General features: G+C 51.3%; 21 protein-coding genes and 1 pseudogene. 14 read left to right on the top strand and 8 right to left on the bottom strand.

The genetic code is table 11. The features are described 5' to 3' along the window. Positions 1–63: 63 nt before the first annotated feature. The 4 genes from ACPXSQ_RS13310 (at position 64) to ACPXSQ_RS13295 (ending at position 2,571) form a co-directional block, all read left to right on the top strand. On the top strand, positions 64–921 hold the full coding sequence (locus ACPXSQ_RS13310) for an SDR family oxidoreductase (RefSeq protein ID WP_014605100.1): 858 nt from the start codon (positions 64–66) through the stop codon (positions 919–921). A 237-nt stretch (positions 922–1,158) separates the two neighbouring features. After that, positions 1,159–1,479, top strand: coding sequence for an antibiotic biosynthesis monooxygenase family protein (locus ACPXSQ_RS13305; RefSeq protein WP_028723351.1), 321 nt, complete (start codon positions 1,159–1,161; stop codon positions 1,477–1,479). Continuing rightward, positions 1,472–1,864: an amino acid-binding protein gene (locus tag ACPXSQ_RS13300; protein WP_015699567.1), complete on the top strand. Its 393-nt coding sequence runs from the start codon at positions 1,472–1,474 to the stop codon at positions 1,862–1,864. The genes ACPXSQ_RS13305 and ACPXSQ_RS13300 overlap by 8 nt, the downstream gene beginning before the upstream one ends. Next, complete coding sequence (locus ACPXSQ_RS13295; protein ID WP_210512153.1) at positions 1,843–2,571, top strand: ArsR/SmtB family transcription factor; 729 nt, start codon at positions 1,843–1,845, stop codon at positions 2,569–2,571. Before ACPXSQ_RS13300 ends, ACPXSQ_RS13295 begins: the two co-directional genes overlap by 22 nt. A gap of 58 nt (positions 2,572–2,629) precedes the next feature. Here the strand turns inward: ACPXSQ_RS13295 and ACPXSQ_RS13290 are convergent, their stop codons facing one another. Next, a complete protein-coding gene (locus ACPXSQ_RS13290; RefSeq protein ID WP_014605096.1) occupies positions 2,630–3,136 on the bottom strand; it encodes a GNAT family N-acetyltransferase in 507 nt (168 codons plus the stop codon). A 316-nt stretch (positions 3,137–3,452) separates the two neighbouring features. On the opposite strand from ACPXSQ_RS13290, the gene ACPXSQ_RS13285 reads away from it, so the two are divergent. Further along, complete coding sequence (locus ACPXSQ_RS13285; RefSeq protein WP_071785178.1) at positions 3,453–5,111, top strand: alpha,alpha-trehalase; 1,659 nt, start codon at positions 3,453–3,455, stop codon at positions 5,109–5,111. Between the two features lie 71 nt (positions 5,112–5,182). Here ACPXSQ_RS13285 and ACPXSQ_RS13280 read toward each other — a convergent pair whose 3' ends face one another. The 5 genes from ACPXSQ_RS13280 to ACPXSQ_RS13260 all read right to left on the bottom strand — a co-directional run bounded on the left by ACPXSQ_RS13280 (position 5,183) and on the right by ACPXSQ_RS13260 (position 9,377). Continuing rightward, the gene (locus tag ACPXSQ_RS13280) at positions 5,183–5,692 is read right to left on the bottom strand and encodes a ferritin-like domain-containing protein (RefSeq protein WP_013027125.1); all 510 of its coding nucleotides are present in this window, start codon (positions 5,690–5,692) and stop codon (positions 5,183–5,185) included. Beyond that, positions 5,689–6,186, bottom strand: a complete 498-nt coding sequence (locus ACPXSQ_RS13275; protein WP_019104778.1) for a ferritin-like domain-containing protein — start codon at positions 6,184–6,186, stop codon at positions 5,689–5,691. Before ACPXSQ_RS13275 ends, ACPXSQ_RS13280 begins: the two co-directional genes overlap by 4 nt. A 500-nt stretch (positions 6,187–6,686) precedes the next feature. After that, positions 6,687–6,851, bottom strand: coding sequence for a general stress protein (locus tag ACPXSQ_RS13270; protein WP_006118264.1), 165 nt, complete (start codon positions 6,849–6,851; stop codon positions 6,687–6,689). A gap of 612 nt (positions 6,852–7,463) precedes the next feature. Further along, positions 7,464–8,282: an alpha/beta fold hydrolase gene (locus ACPXSQ_RS13265; protein ID WP_014605095.1), complete on the bottom strand. Its 819-nt coding sequence runs from the start codon at positions 8,280–8,282 to the stop codon at positions 7,464–7,466. Between the two features lie 135 nt (positions 8,283–8,417). Further along, a complete protein-coding gene (locus tag ACPXSQ_RS13260) occupies positions 8,418–9,377 on the bottom strand; it encodes a sensor domain-containing diguanylate cyclase (RefSeq protein ID WP_013027128.1) in 960 nt (319 codons plus the stop codon). Between the two features lie 440 nt (positions 9,378–9,817). Between ACPXSQ_RS13260 and ACPXSQ_RS13255 the strand changes: the two genes are divergently transcribed. The 3 genes from ACPXSQ_RS13255 to ACPXSQ_RS13245 all read left to right on the top strand — a co-directional run bounded on the left by ACPXSQ_RS13255 (position 9,818) and on the right by ACPXSQ_RS13245 (position 12,836). Then, complete coding sequence (locus ACPXSQ_RS13255; RefSeq protein WP_014605094.1) at positions 9,818–10,060, top strand: hypothetical protein; 243 nt, start codon at positions 9,818–9,820, stop codon at positions 10,058–10,060. A gap of 112 nt (positions 10,061–10,172) precedes the next feature. After that, on the top strand, positions 10,173–10,835 hold the full coding sequence (locus tag ACPXSQ_RS13250; RefSeq protein WP_426144021.1) for a YfdX family protein: 663 nt from the start codon (positions 10,173–10,175) through the stop codon (positions 10,833–10,835). Positions 10,836–11,252: 417 nt separating this feature from the next. Beyond that, the gene (locus ACPXSQ_RS13245; RefSeq protein ID WP_072139030.1) at positions 11,253–12,836 is read left to right on the top strand and encodes a methyl-accepting chemotaxis protein; all 1,584 of its coding nucleotides are present in this window, start codon (positions 11,253–11,255) and stop codon (positions 12,834–12,836) included. A 128-nt stretch (positions 12,837–12,964) separates the two neighbouring features. On the opposite strand, the gene ACPXSQ_RS13240 is transcribed toward ACPXSQ_RS13245, so the two are convergent. Continuing rightward, positions 12,965–13,021, bottom strand: coding sequence for a hypothetical protein (locus ACPXSQ_RS13240; protein WP_353938860.1), 57 nt, complete (start codon positions 13,019–13,021; stop codon positions 12,965–12,967). Between the two features lies 1 nt (position 13,022). On the opposite strand from ACPXSQ_RS13240, the gene ACPXSQ_RS13235 reads away from it, so the two are divergent. The 5 genes from ACPXSQ_RS13235 (at position 13,023) to ACPXSQ_RS13215 (ending at position 19,819) form a co-directional block, all read left to right on the top strand. After that, the gene (locus ACPXSQ_RS13235) at positions 13,023–13,418 is read left to right on the top strand and encodes an acyl-CoA thioesterase (RefSeq protein ID WP_014605092.1); all 396 of its coding nucleotides are present in this window, start codon (positions 13,023–13,025) and stop codon (positions 13,416–13,418) included. Positions 13,419–13,713: 295 nt separating this feature from the next. Then, positions 13,714–15,000 (top strand): methyl-accepting chemotaxis protein, encoded by a 1,287-nt coding sequence (locus ACPXSQ_RS13230; RefSeq protein WP_426144018.1) that lies wholly within the window; start codon positions 13,714–13,716, stop codon positions 14,998–15,000. An 822-nt stretch (positions 15,001–15,822) separates the two neighbouring features. Beyond that, entirely contained in the window at positions 15,823–17,109 is a 1,287-nt protein-coding gene (locus tag ACPXSQ_RS13225; protein WP_426144016.1) for a methyl-accepting chemotaxis protein, read from the top strand. A gap of 431 nt (positions 17,110–17,540) precedes the next feature. Further along, positions 17,541–18,314 carry a DUF1868 domain-containing protein gene (locus ACPXSQ_RS13220; protein WP_072139033.1) on the top strand — a complete coding sequence of 258 codons (774 nt, stop codon included), beginning with the start codon at positions 17,541–17,543 and terminating at the stop codon, positions 18,312–18,314. 296 nt (positions 18,315–18,610) lie between these two features. Next, positions 18,611–19,819, top strand: coding sequence for an aldose 1-epimerase family protein (locus ACPXSQ_RS13215; RefSeq protein WP_026020904.1), 1,209 nt, complete (start codon positions 18,611–18,613; stop codon positions 19,817–19,819). 218 nt (positions 19,820–20,037) lie between these two features. Here ACPXSQ_RS13215 and ACPXSQ_RS13210 read toward each other — a convergent pair whose 3' ends face one another. Then, on the bottom strand, positions 20,038–20,859 hold the full coding sequence (locus ACPXSQ_RS13210; RefSeq protein WP_426144014.1) for a TIM barrel protein: 822 nt from the start codon (positions 20,857–20,859) through the stop codon (positions 20,038–20,040). A gap of 368 nt (positions 20,860–21,227) precedes the next feature. On the opposite strand from ACPXSQ_RS13210, the pseudogene ACPXSQ_RS13205 reads away from it, so the two are divergent. Next, positions 21,228–21,890, top strand: a pseudogene (locus ACPXSQ_RS13205) (MFS transporter); the annotation flags it as partial. Between the last annotated feature and the right edge of the window lie 280 nt (positions 21,891–22,170).

The following is a 22,170-nucleotide window of genomic DNA, read 5'->3' as shown; positions in this document are numbered from 1 at the left end:
TACTAAAAGTTAGTTTATCGCTTAGGCTGCCTTTTACCAACTGTCATCTTAAGGAGTAACCTCATGATCGCTGTTACGGGTGCCACTGGCCAACTGGGCCGTTTAGTCATTGATGCATTGAGCAAAAAAGTTGCGGCAGACAAGATTGTTGCCACCGTACGCACGCCTGCTAAAGCGGCGGATATTGCCGCATTGGGCGTTAACGTGCGTGAGGCGGATTACAATAAACCTGAGACGTTAGCGGACGCCTTTGCAGGGGTCGAAAAATTGCTGCTCATTTCGGGAAGCGAAGTCGGCCAGCGTGAACCTCAACACAGAGCCGTTATTGAGGCCGCCAGGTCCGCAGGTGTGAAATTTATTGCCTATACCAGCCTGCTGCATGCGGATACCTCTCCGCTTTCGCTCGGGATCGAGCACCGCGCAACCGAAGCCATGCTGGCGGCGTCAGGTGTGCCTTATGCCTTGCTGCGCAACGGCTGGTACACGGAAAACTATGCAGCGAGCATCGCACCTGCTCTGGCACATCATGCGTTCATTGGTGCGGCGGGCGAAGGACGGATTTCGTCTGCTGCGCGTCAGGACTATGCCGATGCGGCGGCTGAAGTGATGGTTCGTGACGATCAGGCAGGGAAGGTCTACGAACTGGCAGGCGATCACAGCTACACCCTGGCTGAATTTGCCGCTGAGATTGCCGCGCAAAGCGGTGAGCAGGTTGATTACGTTAACCTGCCGCAGGCAGACTTTGCGGCGGCGCTGAAAGGCGCAGGCTTACCGGCGCCGTTAGCGGACTTACTGGCGGACTCTGATGTCGGCGCGTCTCAGGGCGGTCTGTTCGATGATTCCCGCGCGCTGAGCCAGCTTATTGGTCGTCCAACCACGCCTTACCAGGACGTGATTCGCACCACGCTGGTACAAGGATAAGATCAGCCGAATCGCAGGCGTTTTGCCCTGCGATCGCGCCGTTGTTTACCGGAGCAGAGTCGCCGGCAGGCAACGGCGGGTTTCTCCCCTGTCGGTTTTTACTCAGCCAGGCGCACATCTCTTCTCTCTTCTCGCCCTGCCCTTCTCCACATGGAGCACGCCATTGTTCGATACACGCCGAAGCATCGCATTCTGCCGCGCGTAAACTGCCCGCATGCTTACTCATGGAGATCTAAAATGATTGCTGTTCTTTTTGAAGCAGAAGCCGTACCCGCAGCGCAACAACGCTATCTTGCGCTGGCGGCTGAGTTGTCGTCCGGGCTGGCTGAATTACCGGGGTTTATCCAGATTGAAAGGTTCCAGAGCCTGAGCACGCCCGGAAAGATCTTATCGCTCTCCTGGTGGGAAGATGAGAGTGCGGTAAAAAACTGGCGAGAAAACAGAGAACATCAGTCAGCGCAGGAAGAAGGTAAAAGCCATATTTTTTCACATTACCGGATACGCGTTGCTCAGGTGATGCGCGACTATTCAGGGCCAGAGGGACGTCATCATGTTTGATATTCATGTCGTATTCAGCAACACGCCAGGCGCGCTTGCCGCCTTTGGCACGCTTCTCGGCCAGCATGGCATTGGTCTGGAAGGGGGCGGTGTGTTTTCTACGCCCCAGGAGAGCCATGCCCACTTCCTTGTTGAAGATGGCCCCAAAGCCCAACAGGTATTGTCGCAGGCCGGTTTTGACGTCAGGGACGTTAAAAAGCCACTCATCAGAAAGCTGGCACAGGCGCGGCCGGGGGAGCTGGGCGAAATTGCGCGGATTATTGCGCAAAACGGCATTAATATATGCGTTCAGTACAGCGATCACAGTAACCGCCTCATCCTGCTCACAGATGACGATTTGCGGGCTGGCAACCTGACCCGTCAATGGACATGCGCGACAGAATGAAACTGATCCCTTCCCGCCATCATCAGGATAATCAGCCCTCGCTGGAGATCAGCATGTCTGTGGTCGCCTCGGCGATGGCAGATGCCTCCAGAATGCACATGCTTTGTGCATTGATGGATGGCCGGGCCTGGACCGCCACGGAGTTGAGCGTGGTGGCCGATATCGCCCCGTCAACCGCCAGTGGCCATTTGAATAAGCTGCTTGAGACGGGCCTGCTCGTCTGTGTGGTGCAGGGAAGGTATCGTTATTACAGCCTGGCCGGTCGCGAGGTTGCCAGCCTGCTGGAAAATCTGATGGGCGTTTCAGTAGCGCCCGGCACCCCGCTTAAAACCACGACGCCAAACCGTCTGAGGCGAGCCCGAACCTGCTACGATCATCTGGCCGGCGAAATTGCCGTAGCCATCTATGATTTTCTGCAACTGGAAGGCTGGATATGTGAGGACGGCACTGGGCTCACGCCATGTGGCACAGCTAACTTCGCAAATGCAGGGATTGCGCTTGCGCCCCGCTCCCGGCGAAAAGCCTGCTGTCCCTGCCTGGACTGGAGTGAAAGACGCTTCCATGCGGGAGGCGAAGTGGGTGCCGCCTTGTTACGCTTTCTGTTGCAAAAGCACTGGCTGGTTCAGGCGCCGGGATACCGGGAACTGGTTGTGACAGACAGCGGCAAACTGGCCCTTCAGCGCCTGTTCAACATCAGCCTGAGCTGACGCACACTTCACGTCGCCCGTTAGTTCTACGGGTGACGAAGCACGTAAGGCTTATTGCTCAGCGTTCGGGTTCTTTGTCCAGCCGCATCAGCAAGGTATCGTGATAAACGCCGTTGACATAAAGCGCGGCCACATCCGTGCCATAGGTCTGAAACCCTGCCGAGCGGTAAAGCCGGACGGCCGCCGTATTGGTGGTGCTCACGGCGAGCTTCAGGCAGCAGCATTCACCGGCTTCGGCTATCGCGGCCGTAAGTAACGCCTTTGCCAGCCCGCTTCCACGCCATTCCGGACACAGATACATTCCCCAGATCGTGGCGTAATGGCGCTGTTTCTGCGCGGCATTAAAGCGCACACCGACGATGCCGCCCAACCGGCCCCGATCGTCTGCTCCTGCCAGCACGCAGTTTTCACGTAGCCTTGCCGCAAAAAACGCGTCAGGCTGATGACGCTCAGTGTCATAATCTGCGCCAAAGGCAGCGGGATGACGCTTGAGCCCGTCAAGCCTGATAGTCCGAAATGCCGCCATATCCCGGTCAGTGAGACGCTGTAAGGTATAAGGTTTCACGCTAAATTGTCCTTCGCGGTCTTGTTCACGCCATTGTGCTCCATCGTGACATTTTTGTGTATTATCACCTTCACCTGCGTCATAAACATTACCCTCCGGGTAGATTAAAATTTATTTCGTTGTTACCTAAGAGATTCATCTGAAATGCATTTACGGCTAAACCCGCCATATTTAGTTGAATTGACTGTGTTTTATTCAATGCATACGATTAATAGACAATTTTTATTACGTTCATAGACAATCTGCATTGTTGTTCCTGCCTGCGAGAGGTCTATAATTCCTTCTTTGTGCAACCCCGTTCGCTCAGGAGGCCGTTATTAATACTTATCGCCAGCAACTCAATGCATTCGAAGAGAATCGTGCCGGGGCGGAAGTTGAGTATCAATACGATCCCCATGAACTAAAGCTGGACCGCATGCAAGATTCTGAACCCGAGCCGGAGCTGATTGAAGGCTTACCGGCTCCGGATGCGCTGACGCCTGCCGATCGCTACCTTGAGCTGTTCGAAGCCGTCCAGATGTCAGGCATTTTCGAGGACAGTAAAACTTTCCCCGACTGCTCGCCTAAGTACGATCCTCTGGATGTGCTGATGCGCTATCGTCGTCAAAAGCGCAGCAAGGAGTTCGACCTGTCGCGTTTTGTTGCTGAGCATTTTTATATGCCGGGCATTAATGAAAGCTTTTACGTCTCGAATCCCGACAAGACGCTCAACGAGCATATTGACGATCTGTGGCCGGTGCTGACCAAAATGCCGCAGCAGCATATGCCGCACTCATCGCTGCTGCCGTTGCCCAAACCCTATGTCGTACCGGGCGGTCGCTTCGGTGAAACCTACTACTGGGACTCTTACTTCACCATGCTTGGTTTGGCGGAGTCGGGCCGCGACGACCTGCTGCGCCACATGGCGGACAACTTCGCGTGGCTGATCGATAACTACGGCCATGTCCCAAACGGCAACCGTACCTATTACCTCAGCCGCTCACAGCCGCCGGTGTTCGCTCTGATGGTTGAGCTGTTCGAAGAAGATGGTGTGCAGGGCTCTCAGCGCTATCTGGAGCAACTGATGAAAGAGTATCAGTTCTGGATGGATGGCGCGGGCTCGCTGATGCCAAACCAGGCTTACCGCCATGTGGTCAGAATGCCTGACGGCTCGCTGCTGAACCGCTACTGGGACGACCGCGATACGCCGCGCGACGAATCCTGGATTGAAGATGTGGAAACGGCGCGTCATTCAAAACGTCCGGCAAGCGAAGTTTACCGCGATCTGCGCGCAGGGGCGGCATCGGGATGGGATTACTCGTCACGCTGGCTGCGTAACCCAAAACGCCTGGCCAGTATTCGCACGACACAATTTATCCCTATCGATCTCAATGCGCTGTTGTACAAGCTTGAGTTGATGATAGCCACGCTCTCGCATGCTAAAGGTGAAGAGCTGACTGCGCTGGCCTGGCAGAAAAAGGCCGAGGCGCGTAAGCGGGCGATTACCCGTTACCTGTGGGACAGCACGGCAGGAGTCTTTCGCGATTATGACTGGCGCCGTGCGCGCTTCGGTGCCTTTACCGCCGCCGCCGTCGTGCCGCTGTTTGTCGGGCTGGCAACGCCCTATCAGGCCCACCTGCAAGCTATCGCCCTGCGCCACCTGCTGCTCAGCAACGGCGGCCTGCTGACCTCAATGGTGGAAAGCGGTGAACAGTGGGATAAACCGAACGGTTGGGCGCCCATGCAGTGGATGGCCGTTGTGGGCTTAAACAACTACGGGGAAGAGTCGCTGGCGAACGAGATTGCCGTTAACTGGCTGACCACGGTGAACAATTTCTACCAGCTGCACCATAAGCTGGTAGAAAAGTACGATATCAGCGGCGATCGTGCCCGCCCGGGCGGCGGTGGCGAATATCCGTTACAGGACGGCTTCGGCTGGACAAACGGCGTAACGCGTCGCCTGATGGCGATGTACGGTCATTTAATGGCTGACTAACCGCCGCAGAAGCACGTAAAAAAGCCGGGAACATTTCCCGGCTTTTTACCGCCTGTGGCACCGCAAACGCATTATTTCTTCGCTTCAACGCCCGGCTGCGCGGAGCGCTGCAGGAACTGTTGCGTCACCTCAGGCAGATGCTGGAACAGCCATTCAGCCATCGCAATCTCCTGATTGCGAATTTCGCTCAGCACTCTGACACCTTCGCTGTCACCGACCTGTTCTGCTGCTGCAATCAGGCTGGTATAGCTGGCGATCTCTGCGTTCTCGAACACATAGCCGCTCATCGCCCCTTTCACGACTTCATCAGAGGTGAACATACCGCCGATCGCCTGCCCCATTGCCGCCATTTTTCCCATCACGTCTTTCATGATGGAGTGGTCAATGCCGTGACGATCCAGCAGCTGCTCAAGCAGCTGAAGCTGATGTTTGGTTTCTTCCAGATGCTGTGCCAGGCGTTGTTCCAGTGCCGGGTAGTGCTCAAGGCGGCCCGACATTTTGCTCAGCATGCTCTCGGCCTGCTTCTCCATGGCATGCGCATCGCGTAGCCAGTCATGATAGTTTTCAATCGCCGTGGTCATTTTGCTGCTCCTTCAAGCGTGCTGATTGCCTGAGCAAGAGTAGTGAGTTTTACATCGGTTTGTTTTTCCTCCTCAAGCGTCAGTGCCAGCAGCTTCGCCGCTTTGGTGTAGCCTAGCTTGAGTGCCAGCGCCTGCAGGGTACCGTAGGTCGCGATTTCATAATGCTCAACTTTTTGCGCCGCTCCGATCAATCCCTGATCGCGTACCTCTCCCTTTTCTACCGACTCGATAATTTCCTGTGCTTCTTCCGCCAGCCCTTCCAGCGCATGACATTTCATACGTTTAATTTTTACCTCGGGCGTGGCCTCAACTAATTCATCCAGACGCTCAATTTGCCCGCGTGTCTCTTCAAGGTGCTGATTAAACGCAGCAACCAGGTTTTCATCACTGGCAGCGCGCGCCATTTTTGGCAGAGCCCGGGCAATCTGTTTTTCTGCACTGTAAACATCTGACAGGTCGTGGATGAAAAGATCATTTAACGTTTTAACAGTCATGAAAAGAGCCTCATTAATTAGACAGCAGCACCGAGGTTTCAGCGCCGCTTCAGTCAATCGCACTTTATATAACCTTAGTGGAGTTGGCGGGAATAGTGTTTAACTTTGCAAAACCTGACAACATAAGTGGCATTAAAAATACATTTTTTCTTTCATTACCAGTGATTTATCTTTTTAATTTAAATTTATTAAAAATGAGCACCTGTTTAAATTCAGCCAAATCTGTACGAATATTCCCATCCGCGTACAACTTAGCACCCAAGGAAAATAATGCCCATTCCGCCCATTGGATTGAGGTTCCATTTTTTATATTTATTTTTTGATGTCAGCGGAGCGCTGAAAAAGACACCGGAAAGGGGGCGTTCTTTCCGGTAAGATTCTTGCGACCTCACACCAGAGCGTGTTTTCACAACAGGTCAGACGGGAAGACAGAAGCGTACTGAACGTATTTCCCTTTTTTAAACCGCCAAAGATAATAGCAAGTCATTGTAAGTAAATGATTAACTACGACGGCTTACTTTACCTCCTTTGCGGCCTGCTTCGATCGCTCGCTGCGGGTCATTCTTAAAGTTCCCACCGCTGTTCTGCCCGCCTTTACGCCCGGCCTCTGCCGCGCGCTCTTTATCTGCGGCGAAATTACCCGCGCCACCACGATATTGCGTCATTCTGTATTCTCCTCAAATTTCATTATTCAACTGGCACAGTTAAAGCTGCATTACCTTAAAGGCTACAGAATTAAATGTAGCCATAAAAATCACCTTATCAAGCATAAACGCTGAGCGCTGGCGTGGGTTGCCAGACAAAACCTTTTTGCGGCTCATCCCTTTAATTCTTTAGTAACGAAACTATCTAAACAAGAAACTTAACGAGAATGCCGATCATGTCAGCCTTGTGACAGCCACTCTTCCCGCCCCTATTAATCGATCGATTCATTAAAAAGTCCACCCCGTTTTTCTTTATAAGCGAAGCGGTAAATCGGATCAGCATCACGGAACGTCGTCAATATGATCAATAAATGTTCTTTTTAACCACACCTGATAAAGCAAATTCAACAACATCACACTTCCATCATCTGAAAATAAGCGAAGCGGTAAATTCGTTAATTATCGATGTTTCTGTTAAAAGCAGATCATTAAATAATCAAAAAAGCATCAATTAGTAAAATGGTCATGAAAAATAAAAGAGAAGAAGGTAAAAAAGGTGTTTTAAATAAGCGAAGCGTTGAGGAATAAAAAAAAACGCCCTGACGGGCGTTGCTTTCAGATTATTCTGTTCCGTTACTGTTGTAAAAACGTCAGTAAATCCTGATTGAGTTGGTCCTGATGCGTGACGGCAAAACCATGTGGGCCATTGTCATAGATCTTAAGTTCCGAACCCGGTATCAGCGCATGTGCCAGCTTGCCCGTGGCTTCAAAAGGCACTATCTGGTCATGACTGCCGTGAATAATTAAGGCTGGCACATCCACTTTCCCCAGATCTGCGCGGAAATCTGTTTCGGCAAACGCGGTAACACAGTCCAGCGTTGCTTTAAGCGATGCCAGTAAAGCGATGTTTAAGGTCTGCGTGAGCACGCCTTCTGAAACCTGCTGACCGGCATTGGTGCCATAAAACGGCGCAGCAAACTCGTTGATAAACTGCGCGCGATCTTTCAACAATCCCTGTTTAATGCCGTCAAAGACCGATTTCTCGACACCTTCGGGATGATCGTCAGTCTGGCCGAAAATCGGCGTTACCGCCCCTAGCAGCACCAGCTTTTTAACCTTATCTGTCCCATATTTGCCGATGTAGCGTGACACATCCCCGCCGCCCATTGAGAAGCCAATCAGGGTCACGTCTCTGAGTTGCAGATGTTCAATCAGGCAATGAATGTCGTCAGCAAAGGTGTCGTAATCGTAACCGTCCCAGGGCTGATCGGAACGCCCAAAGCCACGTCGGTCAAAGGCGATGGCGCGGTAGCCGCGTTCTGCAAGAAAATTGAGCTGACTGTCCCACATGTCCGCATCCAACGGCCAGCCATGACTAAACAATACTGGCTGACCTTTACCCCAGTCTTTGTAATAGAGATTATATCCATCTTTGCTTTTAAACAGACTCATGCGTGCCTCGCTCCAGGTGGAAGTCATTACGCCTCAGGCCTCCGCCGCTCATGTTGCCGCGACAGCGCTGGCAGAATGGTGATACCACATAAGCCTGGCAGAGGGCGAAAAATGTTCCAGTCGCGGGAAGCGTCCTTATAAGCCTTCCCCGTGTGACAGGGCGACGCCACATTTGCCATTTTTTTTGATGCTGTACATGGCCTCATCGGCCCGGGCGAGCGCGCTGTCAAAGTTCTCGGGGCTGTTAACCTGAACCACACCAATCGAAGCGCCAATGGACGCTGTACCGTTAGCCAGTTCGAAGGGCTGCAGGGCAGCTTCAAGACAGGCTTGTGTGAGTTTATCTGTGAGCGGATGGGACAAGGCGAAAGGGATCAACAAAACAAATTCATCTCCGCCCAGTCGGCCAATAATGACATTAGACGGACAGGCGGCGATAAAGCGCTGGCTGAGCTGAATCAGAACGTCGTCGCCGCTGCGATGCCCCAGCGTATCGTTGACGTGTTTGAAATTATCTAAATCAATAAAGGCAATGCAAAACACGGCTTCCGTTTTCATATCGCGAAAATGGGTGAGTAATGCATGGCGGTTAGTTAACTGCGTAAGAGGATCATGCATCGCCAGCGTCGCCAGCTGCTCTTCGTACTGTTTCTCTTTGGTCATATCAATATGGGTGCCCGTTACTTTGGAGGGCCTTCCCTGCTCGTCCCATTCGCTGACCCGACCGCGATCCAGTACCCAGGTGATCTTGCCCGTTTTGCCCACCATGCGGTGCAACGCCTCATAGAAAGGTGCCTTTCCGTTAATATGATCGTAGAAAGCCTTCAATACGTCGCTGGCATCGTCCGGATGCAGGCAGGATTTCCATACGTCGAAATGCGCACCAACTTCTTTGGGCTGAAAACCCAGCATCGATCCCCAGCGTCGGTTAAAAATGACCAGTTTGCCGCTGGGAATATCCAGCTGCCACAAGCACAGTCCTGTTCCGTCCAGTGCGGCGCTTAATTTATTACGGGCATCGTGCGCAATACGCTTTAATCGCGCATTGTGCTTTTTTAAATTCGCGATTTGCTGCCGCAGAGCTTCTTCAGACATAGCGATTACTGGAAAGGGAAATGACTATTTTGCCAGTGCCAGACGTTGTGTAAAGCAGCCTACTCAAAAGAAGACGAGACGCGGATAAAATCCATACACACAGGATTTCCCACGCTTAACGGCCAGCGGGCCAGCACACGACAAAATCTTAAGGGGAAAAAGACAGTGTGTTTCCTCTGTCGTTACCCGCCTTATTTTCCCGTTAACAGGATGATGAAAATTCAACCTGATGTCAGCCTGTACGTTTTCTTCTATAGAAAACTCAGGTTTCTTAAAGAACGGAGGACCTGTTACAAACTCATTCATCTAACTCAATGACTTTTAATGAAAAATAAAGATGACAAATGTAACGATGACATTTTTCTGCAAACTCATAATCACACTTAAATATCTTTCGGGTGTTAATTAAAGACATCAGCACGACATCAAGGAGATAAATTATGGCCCGGTTAATGACCCTTTCTTTTCACGGCAGCCAGTGTGAAAACCCGTCACAGCAGGATGTACACCTTACCGAAGCATGCTTTTCAGGCGATATGTTTTTTACCCAACTGCGCGGCAGCAACTGTCCTGTAAAAGATTACGCCTCAGACAGCACGGCTCCCGATCGTTTCTGTGTCAGTAATGCTGTTCTGGATAATCATTTCCACAGTAGCAAAACCCAGACGGCGATATTCATCTGACAATCACTGTCTATGATTTTTCCGGAAAGATTTATTACCCGTAATAAGGCACGCTTTATGTAATTAATGACGTTAGCACCTTTCGGATGCATACATACAGAGGATTAATATCATGAAAAAGATGATTATTAGCTCAATGATTGTAGCCGTATTAGTGTTTACTGGCGGAGCCGCTGCCGCTGAATCTTTTAAAGACAGCCACACGTTAAATAACGAAGTCGTATCCGCGCAGGCGGCCCAGGCGATGAATGATATTCAGCTTTCTCGCAACGCGTTATTTAACGGTCAGACGCAACAGGCAAAAGCGCTGGCCACCCAGGCAGAAACCTACCTGAAAGATAATAGCGTGGACTGGACCAAATATATTCGCTACGACAAGAAAGCCCCTATGAATGGCGATAACTATATTCGTATCGGTTCCGACGTCTCCGTTTCAGAAGATTATCAGTTTTCGAAACAGAAAAATGATGCTATCGATCAGGCCAACCAGCACATCAAAGCGGGTGATAAACAGGGCGCGCTTGATGCGCTGAAACTGGCAGGCGTTGCCGTTACCGAAACGCAGGAGCTGATGCCGTTGCAGCAGACTGAAAACGATGTTTCCAGCGCACTCGCCATGATGAAACAGGACAAATACTATCAGGCAGGTATGTTGCTGAAATCCGCTGAAGAAGGGGTAATTTATGATACTCAAACCTATTCTGAGCTTCCTGTGAGCCCAACTGTGCACCACACCCAAACGGGCGCTCATGCGCAGACAGGGAGTAAAGGTTAATCATCGCAGTTAATAAAAACGACGTTATTTAACTGCTCTGTCGCTTTCATTATTTCGAATGAAAGCGACATTTTTTATACATATCCATTAGCAACTTTCTTCATGTTTTTTTCTGCATTAGCATTTTGAATCCCTTCACCTCCGCAAAGCGAAATTGCTTTCTCTTTATTAAGCTGTTTTGTCACGTGCTTATGGAACGGCTAAAAGTCACGTGACTGCTCGTAACATACGGTTATGTTATCCCCACGGCATCGTATCCTTTCTATAGATAACCCAGGTAATTATCTGCGGCTAACCTTAAGGACAGGTTTTATAAAAAAAGGAGGTGCGGTTATAAACTGCCACTCTTCTTTGCCGATAAACGAAATGTAATGGCTTTTATCACAAAAATAATAAGATCACTTATCGGGGAAAAACATGAAAATCACAACCGGCCGTAAAATCGCCTTCGCGTTCGGCATCATCGTTATTGTTTCGCTGATTGGCAGCAGCTTGTCGATCGCCAATTTTCTTAAACTGCGTCAGGCCAACACCTGGAACATCCACAGTTATCAGGTCATGAGCGTCAGCGACAGTATGCTGACCGATATGGTGAATATGGAGACGGGCGTGCGTGGGTTTGTTGTTTCAGGCAATGACAATTTCCTGGCACCGTTTAACGCTGGTAAAACCGCTTTCGATCAGAAGTACAATCAGCTTCGTAGCATGACGGCGGATAATGCCGAGCAGCAGCAAAGGCTGACCTCGCTGCTTGAACTGCATAACAGTGTTCAGGCTGTGGACGATCAACTGATCGCCTTGCGCCGGGATGTAAACAGCGGCAAACAACCGCTGGAAACGCTGACGCATTTCTTTCAGGAGGGCCGCGATAAGGCATTTATGGATCGCTATCGCGCCCTTGCCGCTGAATTCAACAACGCGGAAGCCACGCTGTTAGCTAAACGCTCTGAAGAGGTGAACAGCCTGGCCTTTGCTACCAAAATGACGCTGAGCCTGGCCGGTATTATTACGATTCTGCTTTCGATTATTCTGGGTACGATTATTACGCGCAGCATTATCCGCGCACTGGGCGGCGAGCCAAAAGCGGCGGCCGATATTGCCGGAATGATTGCGCAGGGTAACCTGACCGTGGACATTGCTGTTCCGCTTAAAGGCCAGGGCAGCCTGATGGCGTCGCTTGAAGCCATGCGTCAGCAGTTGGTCACCATCGTCAGCGGCATTCAGTCGTCTGCGGAGCTGATCAACAATTCAGCCAACGAAATCGCGCAGGGCAATATCGATCTGGCTCAGCGCACAGAAGAGCAGGCTGCCGCGCTTGAACAAACGGCTGCCAGCATGGAAGAACTTACCGCCACCGTTCGTCAGAATACTGACAACGCACGTCACGCGAATACTCAGGCCGACACTACATCACATGTGGCGATCCAGGGCGGGGATGTCGTGAAGCAGGTGGTGGAAACCATGCGCTCTATTTCAGAAAGCTCGGGCAAAGTTGCCGAAATCATTTCAGTCATTGAAGGCATTGCATTCCAGACCAATATCCTGGCACTTAACGCCGCCGTTGAAGCCGCAAGAGCGGGCGAAGGTGGACGCGGATTTGCGGTCGTCGCCGGTGAGGTGCGTTCGTTGGCCTTACGCAGTTCAACCGCGGCCAAAGAGATCAAAGATTTGATCACACAGTCGGTCGAGCATGTGGCGAAAGGCTCAGGCCTGGCAAGAGAAGCCGGTAATACGATGGAGGAGATCGTGAAATCGGTGCAGGGCGTAACAACCATTATGGGCGAAATAACCATCGCATCGGACGAGCAGAGCAATGGTATCGGTCAGGTCAGCATTGCCGTTAGCCAGATGGATCAGGTTACCCAGCAGAACGCCGCGCTCGTTCAGCAGGTTTCCTCCGCCGCGCAGGGCATGCTGGAACAAACCGTGATGCTGCGCAACGCAGTGTCTATTTTCCGCACCGAAAGAAGCGGCACTCTTGCGGCGCCGGCTTTCCGATAACTGACGCGCTTTTCTTCCGATAACCGCGTTTTATCGCCTCACCCGGGCCAGCGCCTCGCTGGCCCGGCCATGTTACAGCATGATATATCACCGTACGCGGTCCCCGCGCATCCCCAATAAAAAGCATTTCACAAAGCGCCAATGATCACTAAAGTGAGCATAACCTCACTCACTACTGGCGCTATTATGTTTACGAAAACGTATCAGGTTGACGAAAAGCACATCGATTTTCAGGGCGTGGTGGACGGACTCTACTATCCGTTTTATATGGAATGGACACGTCACGCTTTTATGAAAGAGCACATTGGTGTCGATCTCGAAGAAGAGTTTACCGCGGGTCGTATTCATATGCTGCTGGAGTACACCCTGCGCTTCAAAAAGAGCCTGAAGAAAGGTGATGAGATGCAGGTGACCTGTACACTGGCGGCCAATGAAAAACGCAACCGCGTTAACTTCATCCAACAAATTCTGGTGAATAATGTCGTTTATGCCGAGGCGGTTTTCACCGGCACCTGTCTGGAAAACGGTCGCCCTGCCATCCCTGAATTTTTGCGCAGTGCAATACCGGATAACCCGTCATAACGCGGCTTCAGGCCGCTTCATTGCAGCACCATCCGCTCCCCGACACTGACAGTGTTGAGAGCGAAACCTACGCTGAGGGGCATGCGCATTGTTGACGTCACCGCATGCCCTTTGTGAATAGCGTGATGCACCTCACCAGACTTTAATTGTGTCCGTAATGTGACCTAAATATGACACGCGCGATGCCGATAACGTTAGTGGACCCGAGCCGATCGACCTCCCTGTAAACAGGTCGCTGTCTCTCCACTACGTGGTCAACTCTTTGACCTTTTTACGGCTATAAATGGAGAGTGCTATGTTTTCCTTTACGCGTTTTAAACCGGGCAAAACCCCGCTGAATGTCTCCGACGATCGGAGTAACGTACAGGCGATCAAAGCCTGTAGCGGCTGGATTGAATTTACGCCCGAGGGCATCATTCTTACGGCCAACCCGGTCTTTCTGGCGGTCACGGGCTACCAGCTCAGTGAAATTACCGGCCAGCATCATCGTATGTTCTGTAAGCCAGACTTTGTGCGCTCTCGTGAATATGCCGAATTCTGGGCAACCCTGGCATCAGGCCAGTCTTTCAGCGGCATCTTTGAACGCTACAGAAAAAATAAAAGTCTGCTCTACTTAAGCGCCAACTATTTCCCCGTGAAAGACAAATACGGCACCGTGAAGAAAATCATCAAAATCGCCAATGACATCACTGACCGGCACGAAGAGCTGACGCATAAAGAAGCGATTATTACTGCGTTGAACAACTCCATGGCGATGATCGAATTTACCCCGCAGGGCGAGATCCTCAACGCCAATAAAAATTTTCTGACGCTGATGGAATACGATCTTGCGGCGATTCAGGGTAAACACCACCGTATATTCTGTTTTGATACCTTTTACAAAGAAAACCCTGATTTTTGGCAGAAAATTCAACATGGCCGCGCGTTCACCGGGCGTTTTGAAAGGGTAACGGCATCAGGAAAACGTGTCTGGCTTGAGGCCAACTACAACCCGGTGAAAGATGCTGCGGGGCACATTTATAAAGTGATTAAGCTGGCTTCGGATATCACCCAACGTGTCGTCACGGCGCAGGAGGTTGCGGATATTGCCATGAATACCTCTGAAAAAACGTCGCATCTCACCGCGAATACCAATGAGGTTCTGAGCCAAACGGTGCGAAATGCAGAATCCATGGCCTCTCAGGTAACAGCCGCTGCGGAGATCAGTGACAAACTGAATTATTCGGCCAAAGACATCAAAGAGATTGTCTCCACGATTCACAACATTGCCGGACAAACCAATATTCTGGCGCTGAACGCCGCCATTGAGGCCGCACGCGCGGGCGAAGCGGGACGTGGGTTTGCGGTAGTCGCGGAAGAAGTCAGACGTCTTGCCGCCTCCACCTCTCAGGCAACGCAGAAAATCAGCAAGGTAGTTGAAGAAAATGCCAGTCTTATCGGCGACATGCATCAGCAACTTGATGGCATCAACAGTTTTCTCACGACGGAAAACGACAAGATGATTCATCTCTCAGACAGTATTCAGGAAATTTTCAGCGGTGTGAACGAATGCGTTACGGTGATTCATCGACTGAATGTGTGACGGCACAGGCGATGTTGCAGTCTGACATTGGCGACACCGCCTGAGATGTTATCGCCACGCCAGCGCCCCCCCGCTGGCGCGTGATTGTTTGGCTCGTCAGTCCCTGCCACTACCCGCCCTCTACGCGCCTGTATTTTATTCTCGCCGCCTGCGCGTCAGCCCGACAGAGGCCCGTACTGGGGATTGCGCTATAGCTGGTACCTATTGCTGTCCGTCCAGGAAAGGGGGGCGGACGCTATCACCTTGCGCTGCGCTCCTCAGGTATTTCGTTGTCTTACGCAGAGCGCCTTCGCTTAAGCCGATGATAAAAACGCAGCTGGGTTGCCCGAAGTGAAATCAGTCCAGCTGAACGAACGCCTGTCAATCGAATCATCCCCCGATTCATTTGGATAACAAAAACGTCCCCAATGTTTTTTGTCATCATTCAACAAGTTATGATTAACAATTCCGCCGGTGTGCTGGCAATTTTTAATGGCTTCCGTCCTGAGGCAGGCCGTCCGCTGCCCCTGGCGTTTTTTCAGTCGGAACAGCAAACATGGCGAGGGAACCCGCTAAATTACTGCTGCTCGCGTATTTTACACCACCATCTCATCTTCGGGCTGCACGCCAGGCAAGAAAGTCCGCGTGCTTATACCGCACTGGATCGCTTTGCCTGCCACTGTGACAAACATCACTTTTTTTAATCTATTTCTAAATATGAATCCATCAGTGCCGATAATCTAAGACGACCCGCGCCGGACGCTTTACTTTTCACAGGCAGCAAATTCCCCGACACAGGCCAAAATCGTTTGTCCCTTTTATCTGAAAAAGATGGAGAGCGTTATGTTTGCCCTGACACGTTTTATGCCCGGTAGCGCTTCATGGGGGTCCGCAGATGACCAGACCAACACGCAGGCGATCAAAGCCAACATTGGCTGGATTGAATTTACGCCTGACGGCAGCATCATTACGGCAAACGAGCCTTTTCTTGAACTGACGGGTTACACGCTCAACGAGATTGCGGGTCAGCACCATCGCCTGTTCTGCGATGATAACGTCGTGCGCTCCAGCGACTACGCGCATTTCTGGCAAACCCTGGGCGCCGGTCACTCCTTCAGCGGCATTTTTGAGCGCTTTCGCAAAAATCACAGCCGGCTGTATTTAAGCGCGACGTATTTCCCTGTGAAGGATCGTCACGGCGCGGTAAAAAAAGTCATCAAAATCGCCAACGACATTACTAATAAACATGAAGCGTTGAAGCATAAAGAAGCCATTATCACCGCCCTAAATAACTCTATGGCCATGATCGAGTTCACCCCGCAGGGCGAGGTTGTTGATGCCAATAACAATTTTCTGAAATTAATGGGCTACCCGCTTGATGGCCTCAAGGGCAAACATCATCGTATGTTTTGCTATGATGAATTTTATAAAGAGCACCCTGATTTTTGGCAAAAGATCCAGCAAGGCCGTGCTTTTACTGGACGTTTTGAGCGGGTCACCGCCTCAGGCAAACGCGTCTGGCTGGAAGCCAGCTACAACCCTATAAAAGATGATGCTGAGCACGTTTATAAGGTCATCAAACTGGCATCTGATATTACCGAACGTGTCGAGAATGCTAAACGGGTTGCTGACATTGCCGTCACAACGTCGGAAGAGACGTCTCAGATCTCCTTTAATGCGAATGATGTACTGGGTGAAACCATCCGTAATGCGGAATCGATGTCGTCACAGGTCAGTGCGGCAGCAGAAATTGGCGATAAGCTCAATCATTCTTCGATGGATATTAAAGAAATCGTCTCGACGATCAACGCCATCGCCGGGCAAACCAATATTCTGGCGTTAAACGCCGCGATTGAGGCGGCACGTGCAGGCGAAGCGGGGCGTGGATTTGCCGTGGTGGCCGAGGAGGTCCGGCGACTGGCGGCCTCGACATCGCAGGCGACGCTTAAAATCACCAGAGTGGTGGAAGAAAATACCACCCTTATTGAAAACATGACCCAGCAACTTGAAGAAATTAAACGCTTTCTTACTGCCGAGAATGACAAAATCAGCAACCTCTCGCGCAGTTTTCAGGAGATTAATCGCGGGGTGAATGAATTCGTGACGGTTATTCATCGGCTCAATGTATAGACGTGGGAAAGTCATGCCAGCGCTGAATACGCTGGCTTCTTCTTGCCCTGGCTAACAGGACAAATACGATCCGCTGCGCCCCGCCGATTAGGTTGCGTCCCGCAGGCTGAATGCACCCAACCCGGCCGAGAACGCCGGCGCGCGGTTCCTCTTCTGGACTTTACACTCTCCCTTCATCTTTTAGTCACAGACATTCGCCAGGATGGCCGATTGAGATGCGCGTCCCCTTGATTAACCAGCACGATGATGCCGGGATCTGTGCTCCCGCGCAGGTGTGTTATCGCCCCCTCATCATTGCATCAGGCTTCTGCTGTCCTGTGACATCCCGGCCAGACAGAGAAGACGTCCTCTCTACATGCCCGTACAAGATCGCACAGGCGAGGAACCCATTAATGATTTTGCCGGAATCTGCTCAATACTGAGGTAGGACGATGACAACACGGAGAATGCTGTTGAAAGGTACGATTGCCACTCTAGGCGGTATGGCCGCCGCCCGCGCTATTGGTGCGGAACACCGCCCTAACGACGTGGGCCGTAAGTTTGCCGCGGACGGCCGGGTTGTGCCGTTTAGGGGAAACACGATTATTTGCCATCTGCCGCAGCAAGGTGAAGGCTCGGAACCCTTCGATGCCCTGCTTGATGTCTATCGTGAGTTACCCGGTGAAAGCTGGTCACGAAAGGTCACCGCGCTGCCTCCCTCCAGTTATCATATGACCGTTTTCGGCGGTGCCAACGACAAGGAAAGACGCTATCCCCTGTGGCCTGCTGGGTTGGCTCTTGATATGCCTATGGAAGAGTGCGATCGGATCCTGGCTGATCGCCTGCGGTCGTTTAAGCTGGGTGAAGATGCCGCGCCATATCGCATGCGCGTTAATCCGGACGCGCCCTCTGCGCATGAAACCCCATTAACGCTGCGCCTGTTAACGGCCGATGCCGATACGGAGAAGCGCTTGCGCCAGTTGCGCGATCGCCTGTCTGAAGTCACCGGCATTCACGAGCCGGGCCACGATCGTTACCAGTTTCATATTACGCTGGGATATCAGGTTGCGCCGTTAACCGACGACGAAGATGCCGCCTGGCGACATTCACTGGCAAACTGGAAAACCATGATTGCCCAACGCGCGCCGGTTATCACGCTCGGCAATCCCGAGTACTGCCTGCTGAATGATATGTTTGCTTTTAAGCGCCAGTTTTATCTGTCGTGAATCTGCCCTGCGGGAAATGCGCGAGGCCCTTTCTTCGCGCTTCCCTTATACATCCTGGTTTTACGAAAAAAGCCTTACCTATACATCGTGGCTGAATCGTTTACAGATTTTTGACTGCTGCCGATAAAAAGATGACTTAACACCATTAAAAAGCATTTTAAATGTGAGCAACATCCCACTAACACGCTTAATCCTTCCTCATTTTCCAGCAGGTGAGGAAAATCACGTTTCCGTTACGTCCGAATCAGTAAATTCCTCTGATGATTGAAAAAACGATTCAGCTAAAGGGGTAAATGATGAAGACAAAACTCGCACTGACGGTATTAGCCGTGATGATTTCTGGTTCTGCGTCTGCCAAAACCTGGGTGCTGACGAGTGCTGAACAAGGCACAGACAAAGGAAACTGGCAGGTTAACAGCAGCGAGCTGAAATTCCAGGGCAAGCCGTTCAGCATTGAGCAGAAAGTGTTGCACGGCGGTAAGCAGGAAGGCAGTAAGATCCTGGAGATTCGAAGTCAGGATGGCCTGACCATCACGCTCGTTCCCACCCGGGGAATGAACCTGCTCCGCGTGGAAGGCTTTGGCACCCGACTGGGCTGGGATTCACCGGTTAAAGAGGTGGTGAATCCCGCTTTTATCAACCTTGAAAGTCGCAATGGCCTGGGCTGGCTGGAAGGGTTCAACGAGATGATGGTGCGCTGCGGCTATGAATGGACCGGCCATCCTGTTAACGACAAAGGCCGCATCTATACGCTGCACGGCAAAGCTGGAAACACGCCGGTCTCACAGCTTGAAGTCGAGGTGGCGGATGCGGCCCCGCACGAAATCCGCATCCGCGGTTTGATCAAAGAGAGCACCTTCAAGAAAGCCGATCTCCAGACGTGGACGGAATTGCGCTATGTGCCGGGCAGCAATCAGTTCAGCCTGCATGACGTGCTGACCAACCATTCCGATTACCCACACGATTACGAGATTATCTATCACAGCAACTTCAGCACGCCAATTCTGGAAGAAGGCGCACGGTTTCTCGCCCCGATGTCGCAAATCAGTCCGTTTAATGACTATGCCAAAGCCGGTTTGAAAAACTGGCAAACTTATCAGGGCCCGACAAAAGACTTCGATGAAATGGTGTTTAACATCAAGCCGCTGTCTGACAAGGATCATCAGACCCTCGCCGCCGTAGTGAATAAAGCCGGAAACAAAGGTGCCTCTATCCAGTTTGATACTCAACAGCTGCCGCTGCTGACCCTGTGGAAAAATACCGATACGCTGAAACAAGGCTATGTCACCGGGATTGAGCCCGGCACCAACTATGCCTATCCGGTGACCATTGAACGAGAACAGAAGCGCGTGAAACAGCTGGCACCGGGCGCGAGTGCAACCTTCGATCTGACCTATACCTTGCTGCATAACAGCGAGCAGGTGAATGCGGTGGAAAAACGCATCCAGGCGATTCAGGGCGATACGAAGATTGACGAAAATGCTACGCCGATAGCGACAGAGTAAAACATCCTGCCTTTCTGCCGGGAAATTTGTCGTCTCTCAGAGCGGACAGATGATGAATCACACTTACGGGCATAATTGCCCGTAAGTGCATCAACGAAGCCTGGGCGCGTTTACTTCTACGCCCTGTTGGCTGTTCCTCATAATGCTGTTTCTGCGAACCGAAGATGCATGAGATATCATCGATAAATCAGCGGGTTAAACCTCACAGGCGAGGCGCTTTACTTCAAGGAATGTTGAATCAGTTGGATGCTGTTTTTAATTTCATGCTGAATCTTGTTCTCATCCCAGTCCGCCAGTTCTGGCGCAAAAGGTTCAAAGGCATAAATGCCTTTATAGCCTCGTTCTTCAAGCTGTTTAACCTGGCGACAGGTGAACAGGCGATCTTCCGGCGTCAACATTATGCGCTCGGCATCTGTCAGGCTTTCACGCGGACGTTTGTCCTCCACGCCCGACAGGTGAACCAGACCAATTTGGGCGATATCCACCTGACTGAATTCGGCGTCAGCATCGGGATAGAGATAATGATGGAAGGTGTCGATTAATAATTTAAAGGGAACATGGGCATCGCGAATAAGCTTCTGCGCCTGCGCTGCCGAACGCAGCGAGCTTTGTGGGAAGCCGAGTGGCTCAACCAGTCCGGTTATTCCATAGGTCGCGAACAGCGGTGCCAAATCGCGCAGTGCGTTTAATGTTACCTCTGGCGCAACCGACGAGCCGTCGTTCAGGGGACAAAGCACCAGCGAACGCGCCCCCACCGCTTTCGCATCGGCCAGCAAGGATTCGGTCAGTTGGCGAACCTGTTCCGTACGCTGATTGAAGGGATAAACGGCATTTATGGTAATAATGTCAATGCCATAACGTTCAGCCAGTGCGCAAACCTGGGTAGCACTCAGGTTGTCCATCACGTTACCGCTGGGCAAGTCGTTACGAAGTTCCACCTTATTCAACCCTAAACCGTTCACCAGCCTGAAGAAGGCTTCAATGCTCAGCGAGGGGGCGATCTTTCTGTTAATACAAAAACGTTCTGCGGCGATGGTCATGCGACTCTCCTGAACCCGGTAACATCAAGCGAACCCAATGGGATAATAAAAATATTTATTTCATTTTAGATTAAAAGGAAAATAAAGTTCTTTGATGACACTCGCAAATACGTTAACGCCCGGTTAAATAACCCAGAAAATAAAGAATAAACCCCACCATTTCTCTTAATTAACAACTAACTGTTCATTATTCTTTTCCTGACAAGAATGGGCAGGTTCACGTGAAAAAATGCATCCCTGATGAAATGGAAATTTCATTTCATTTAAATGCCCTTAAGCACCCTGCGAGGACAGCGACAGTCAGGTGTGAATCTTTTGCCGGTGTCAGGCCAGTACCTGATTATCGCGGGTTAGGTTATTAGTGGAGATCAGCCATCCAGCAGCTAACCGGCGTTAACACCATTATGTATTATGCCCCCACCGTGCTGGAGTCAGTCGGTATGTAGTATAACGCCGCGCTTTTTGCCACCATCGCCAATGGCGTGGTGTCCGTCCTGATGACGTTCGTTAGGATCTGGATGCTGGGTAAAGTGGGTTGCCGAACCATGGTGATGACGGGACAGTTTGGTTGCACCGCCTGCCTAATCTTTATCGGTATGGTGAGCTATCTGCTGCCTGAAACGGTTAATGGTCAGCCAGATGCGCTACGGCCTTATAGGGTACTGGCGGGCATGCTGATGTTTCTCAGTTTCCAGCAGGGTGCCTTATCAACCGTGACATGGTTGTTATTGTCAGAGATATTTCCGACGCGACTGCGTGGCATCTTTATGGGCGGTGCCGTATTCGCCATGTGGATAGCGAACTTCCTGATCTCTCTTTTCTTCCCTCTTCTTCTTGTCTGGGTCGGTCTGGCGAGTACGTTCTTTATTTTCGCCGCCATTGGACTCTTTGGTGCCATTTTTGGCATCAAATGCGTGCCGGAAACCCGTAACAGAAGCCTGGAGCAGATCGAGCATGATCTTAAGGGCTGGCTTGATGATGAAAATCGCCATACGGCCGACCATGCCGTTTTCGTTTCAAAAAGCCGCTAACGGCACAGGCGCTTAAGAGTTGGTAATCGCCTGTGCCGTAATGAGGACGTTTAAGGGATGATAGTGCTCAATGTTATCTGACGATGCCCCGTGGATGATCGCGTTCCAGTCAGTAAACCGTCATCTCAACGCTGCGCGGGGCATGACGAATATTGATCACCTTTTGCGCCACCATCTGAGGCGTCATGCAGTATAACCGCCCCGGATACAGAGACAGGCTGATATCCGGGGCGTTATTAATTACCGTCAGGCGCTGTGCTAAGCATCGGTGTTCTCCCTA

Source organism: Pantoea sp. EEL5 (assembly GCF_049892805.1).
GTDB classification, from domain to species: domain Bacteria; phylum Pseudomonadota; class Gammaproteobacteria; order Enterobacterales; family Enterobacteriaceae; genus Pantoea; species Pantoea ananatis.
Note: the sequence above shows the minus strand (reverse complement) of the source record. Positions and strands in the feature narration are given on the sequence as shown.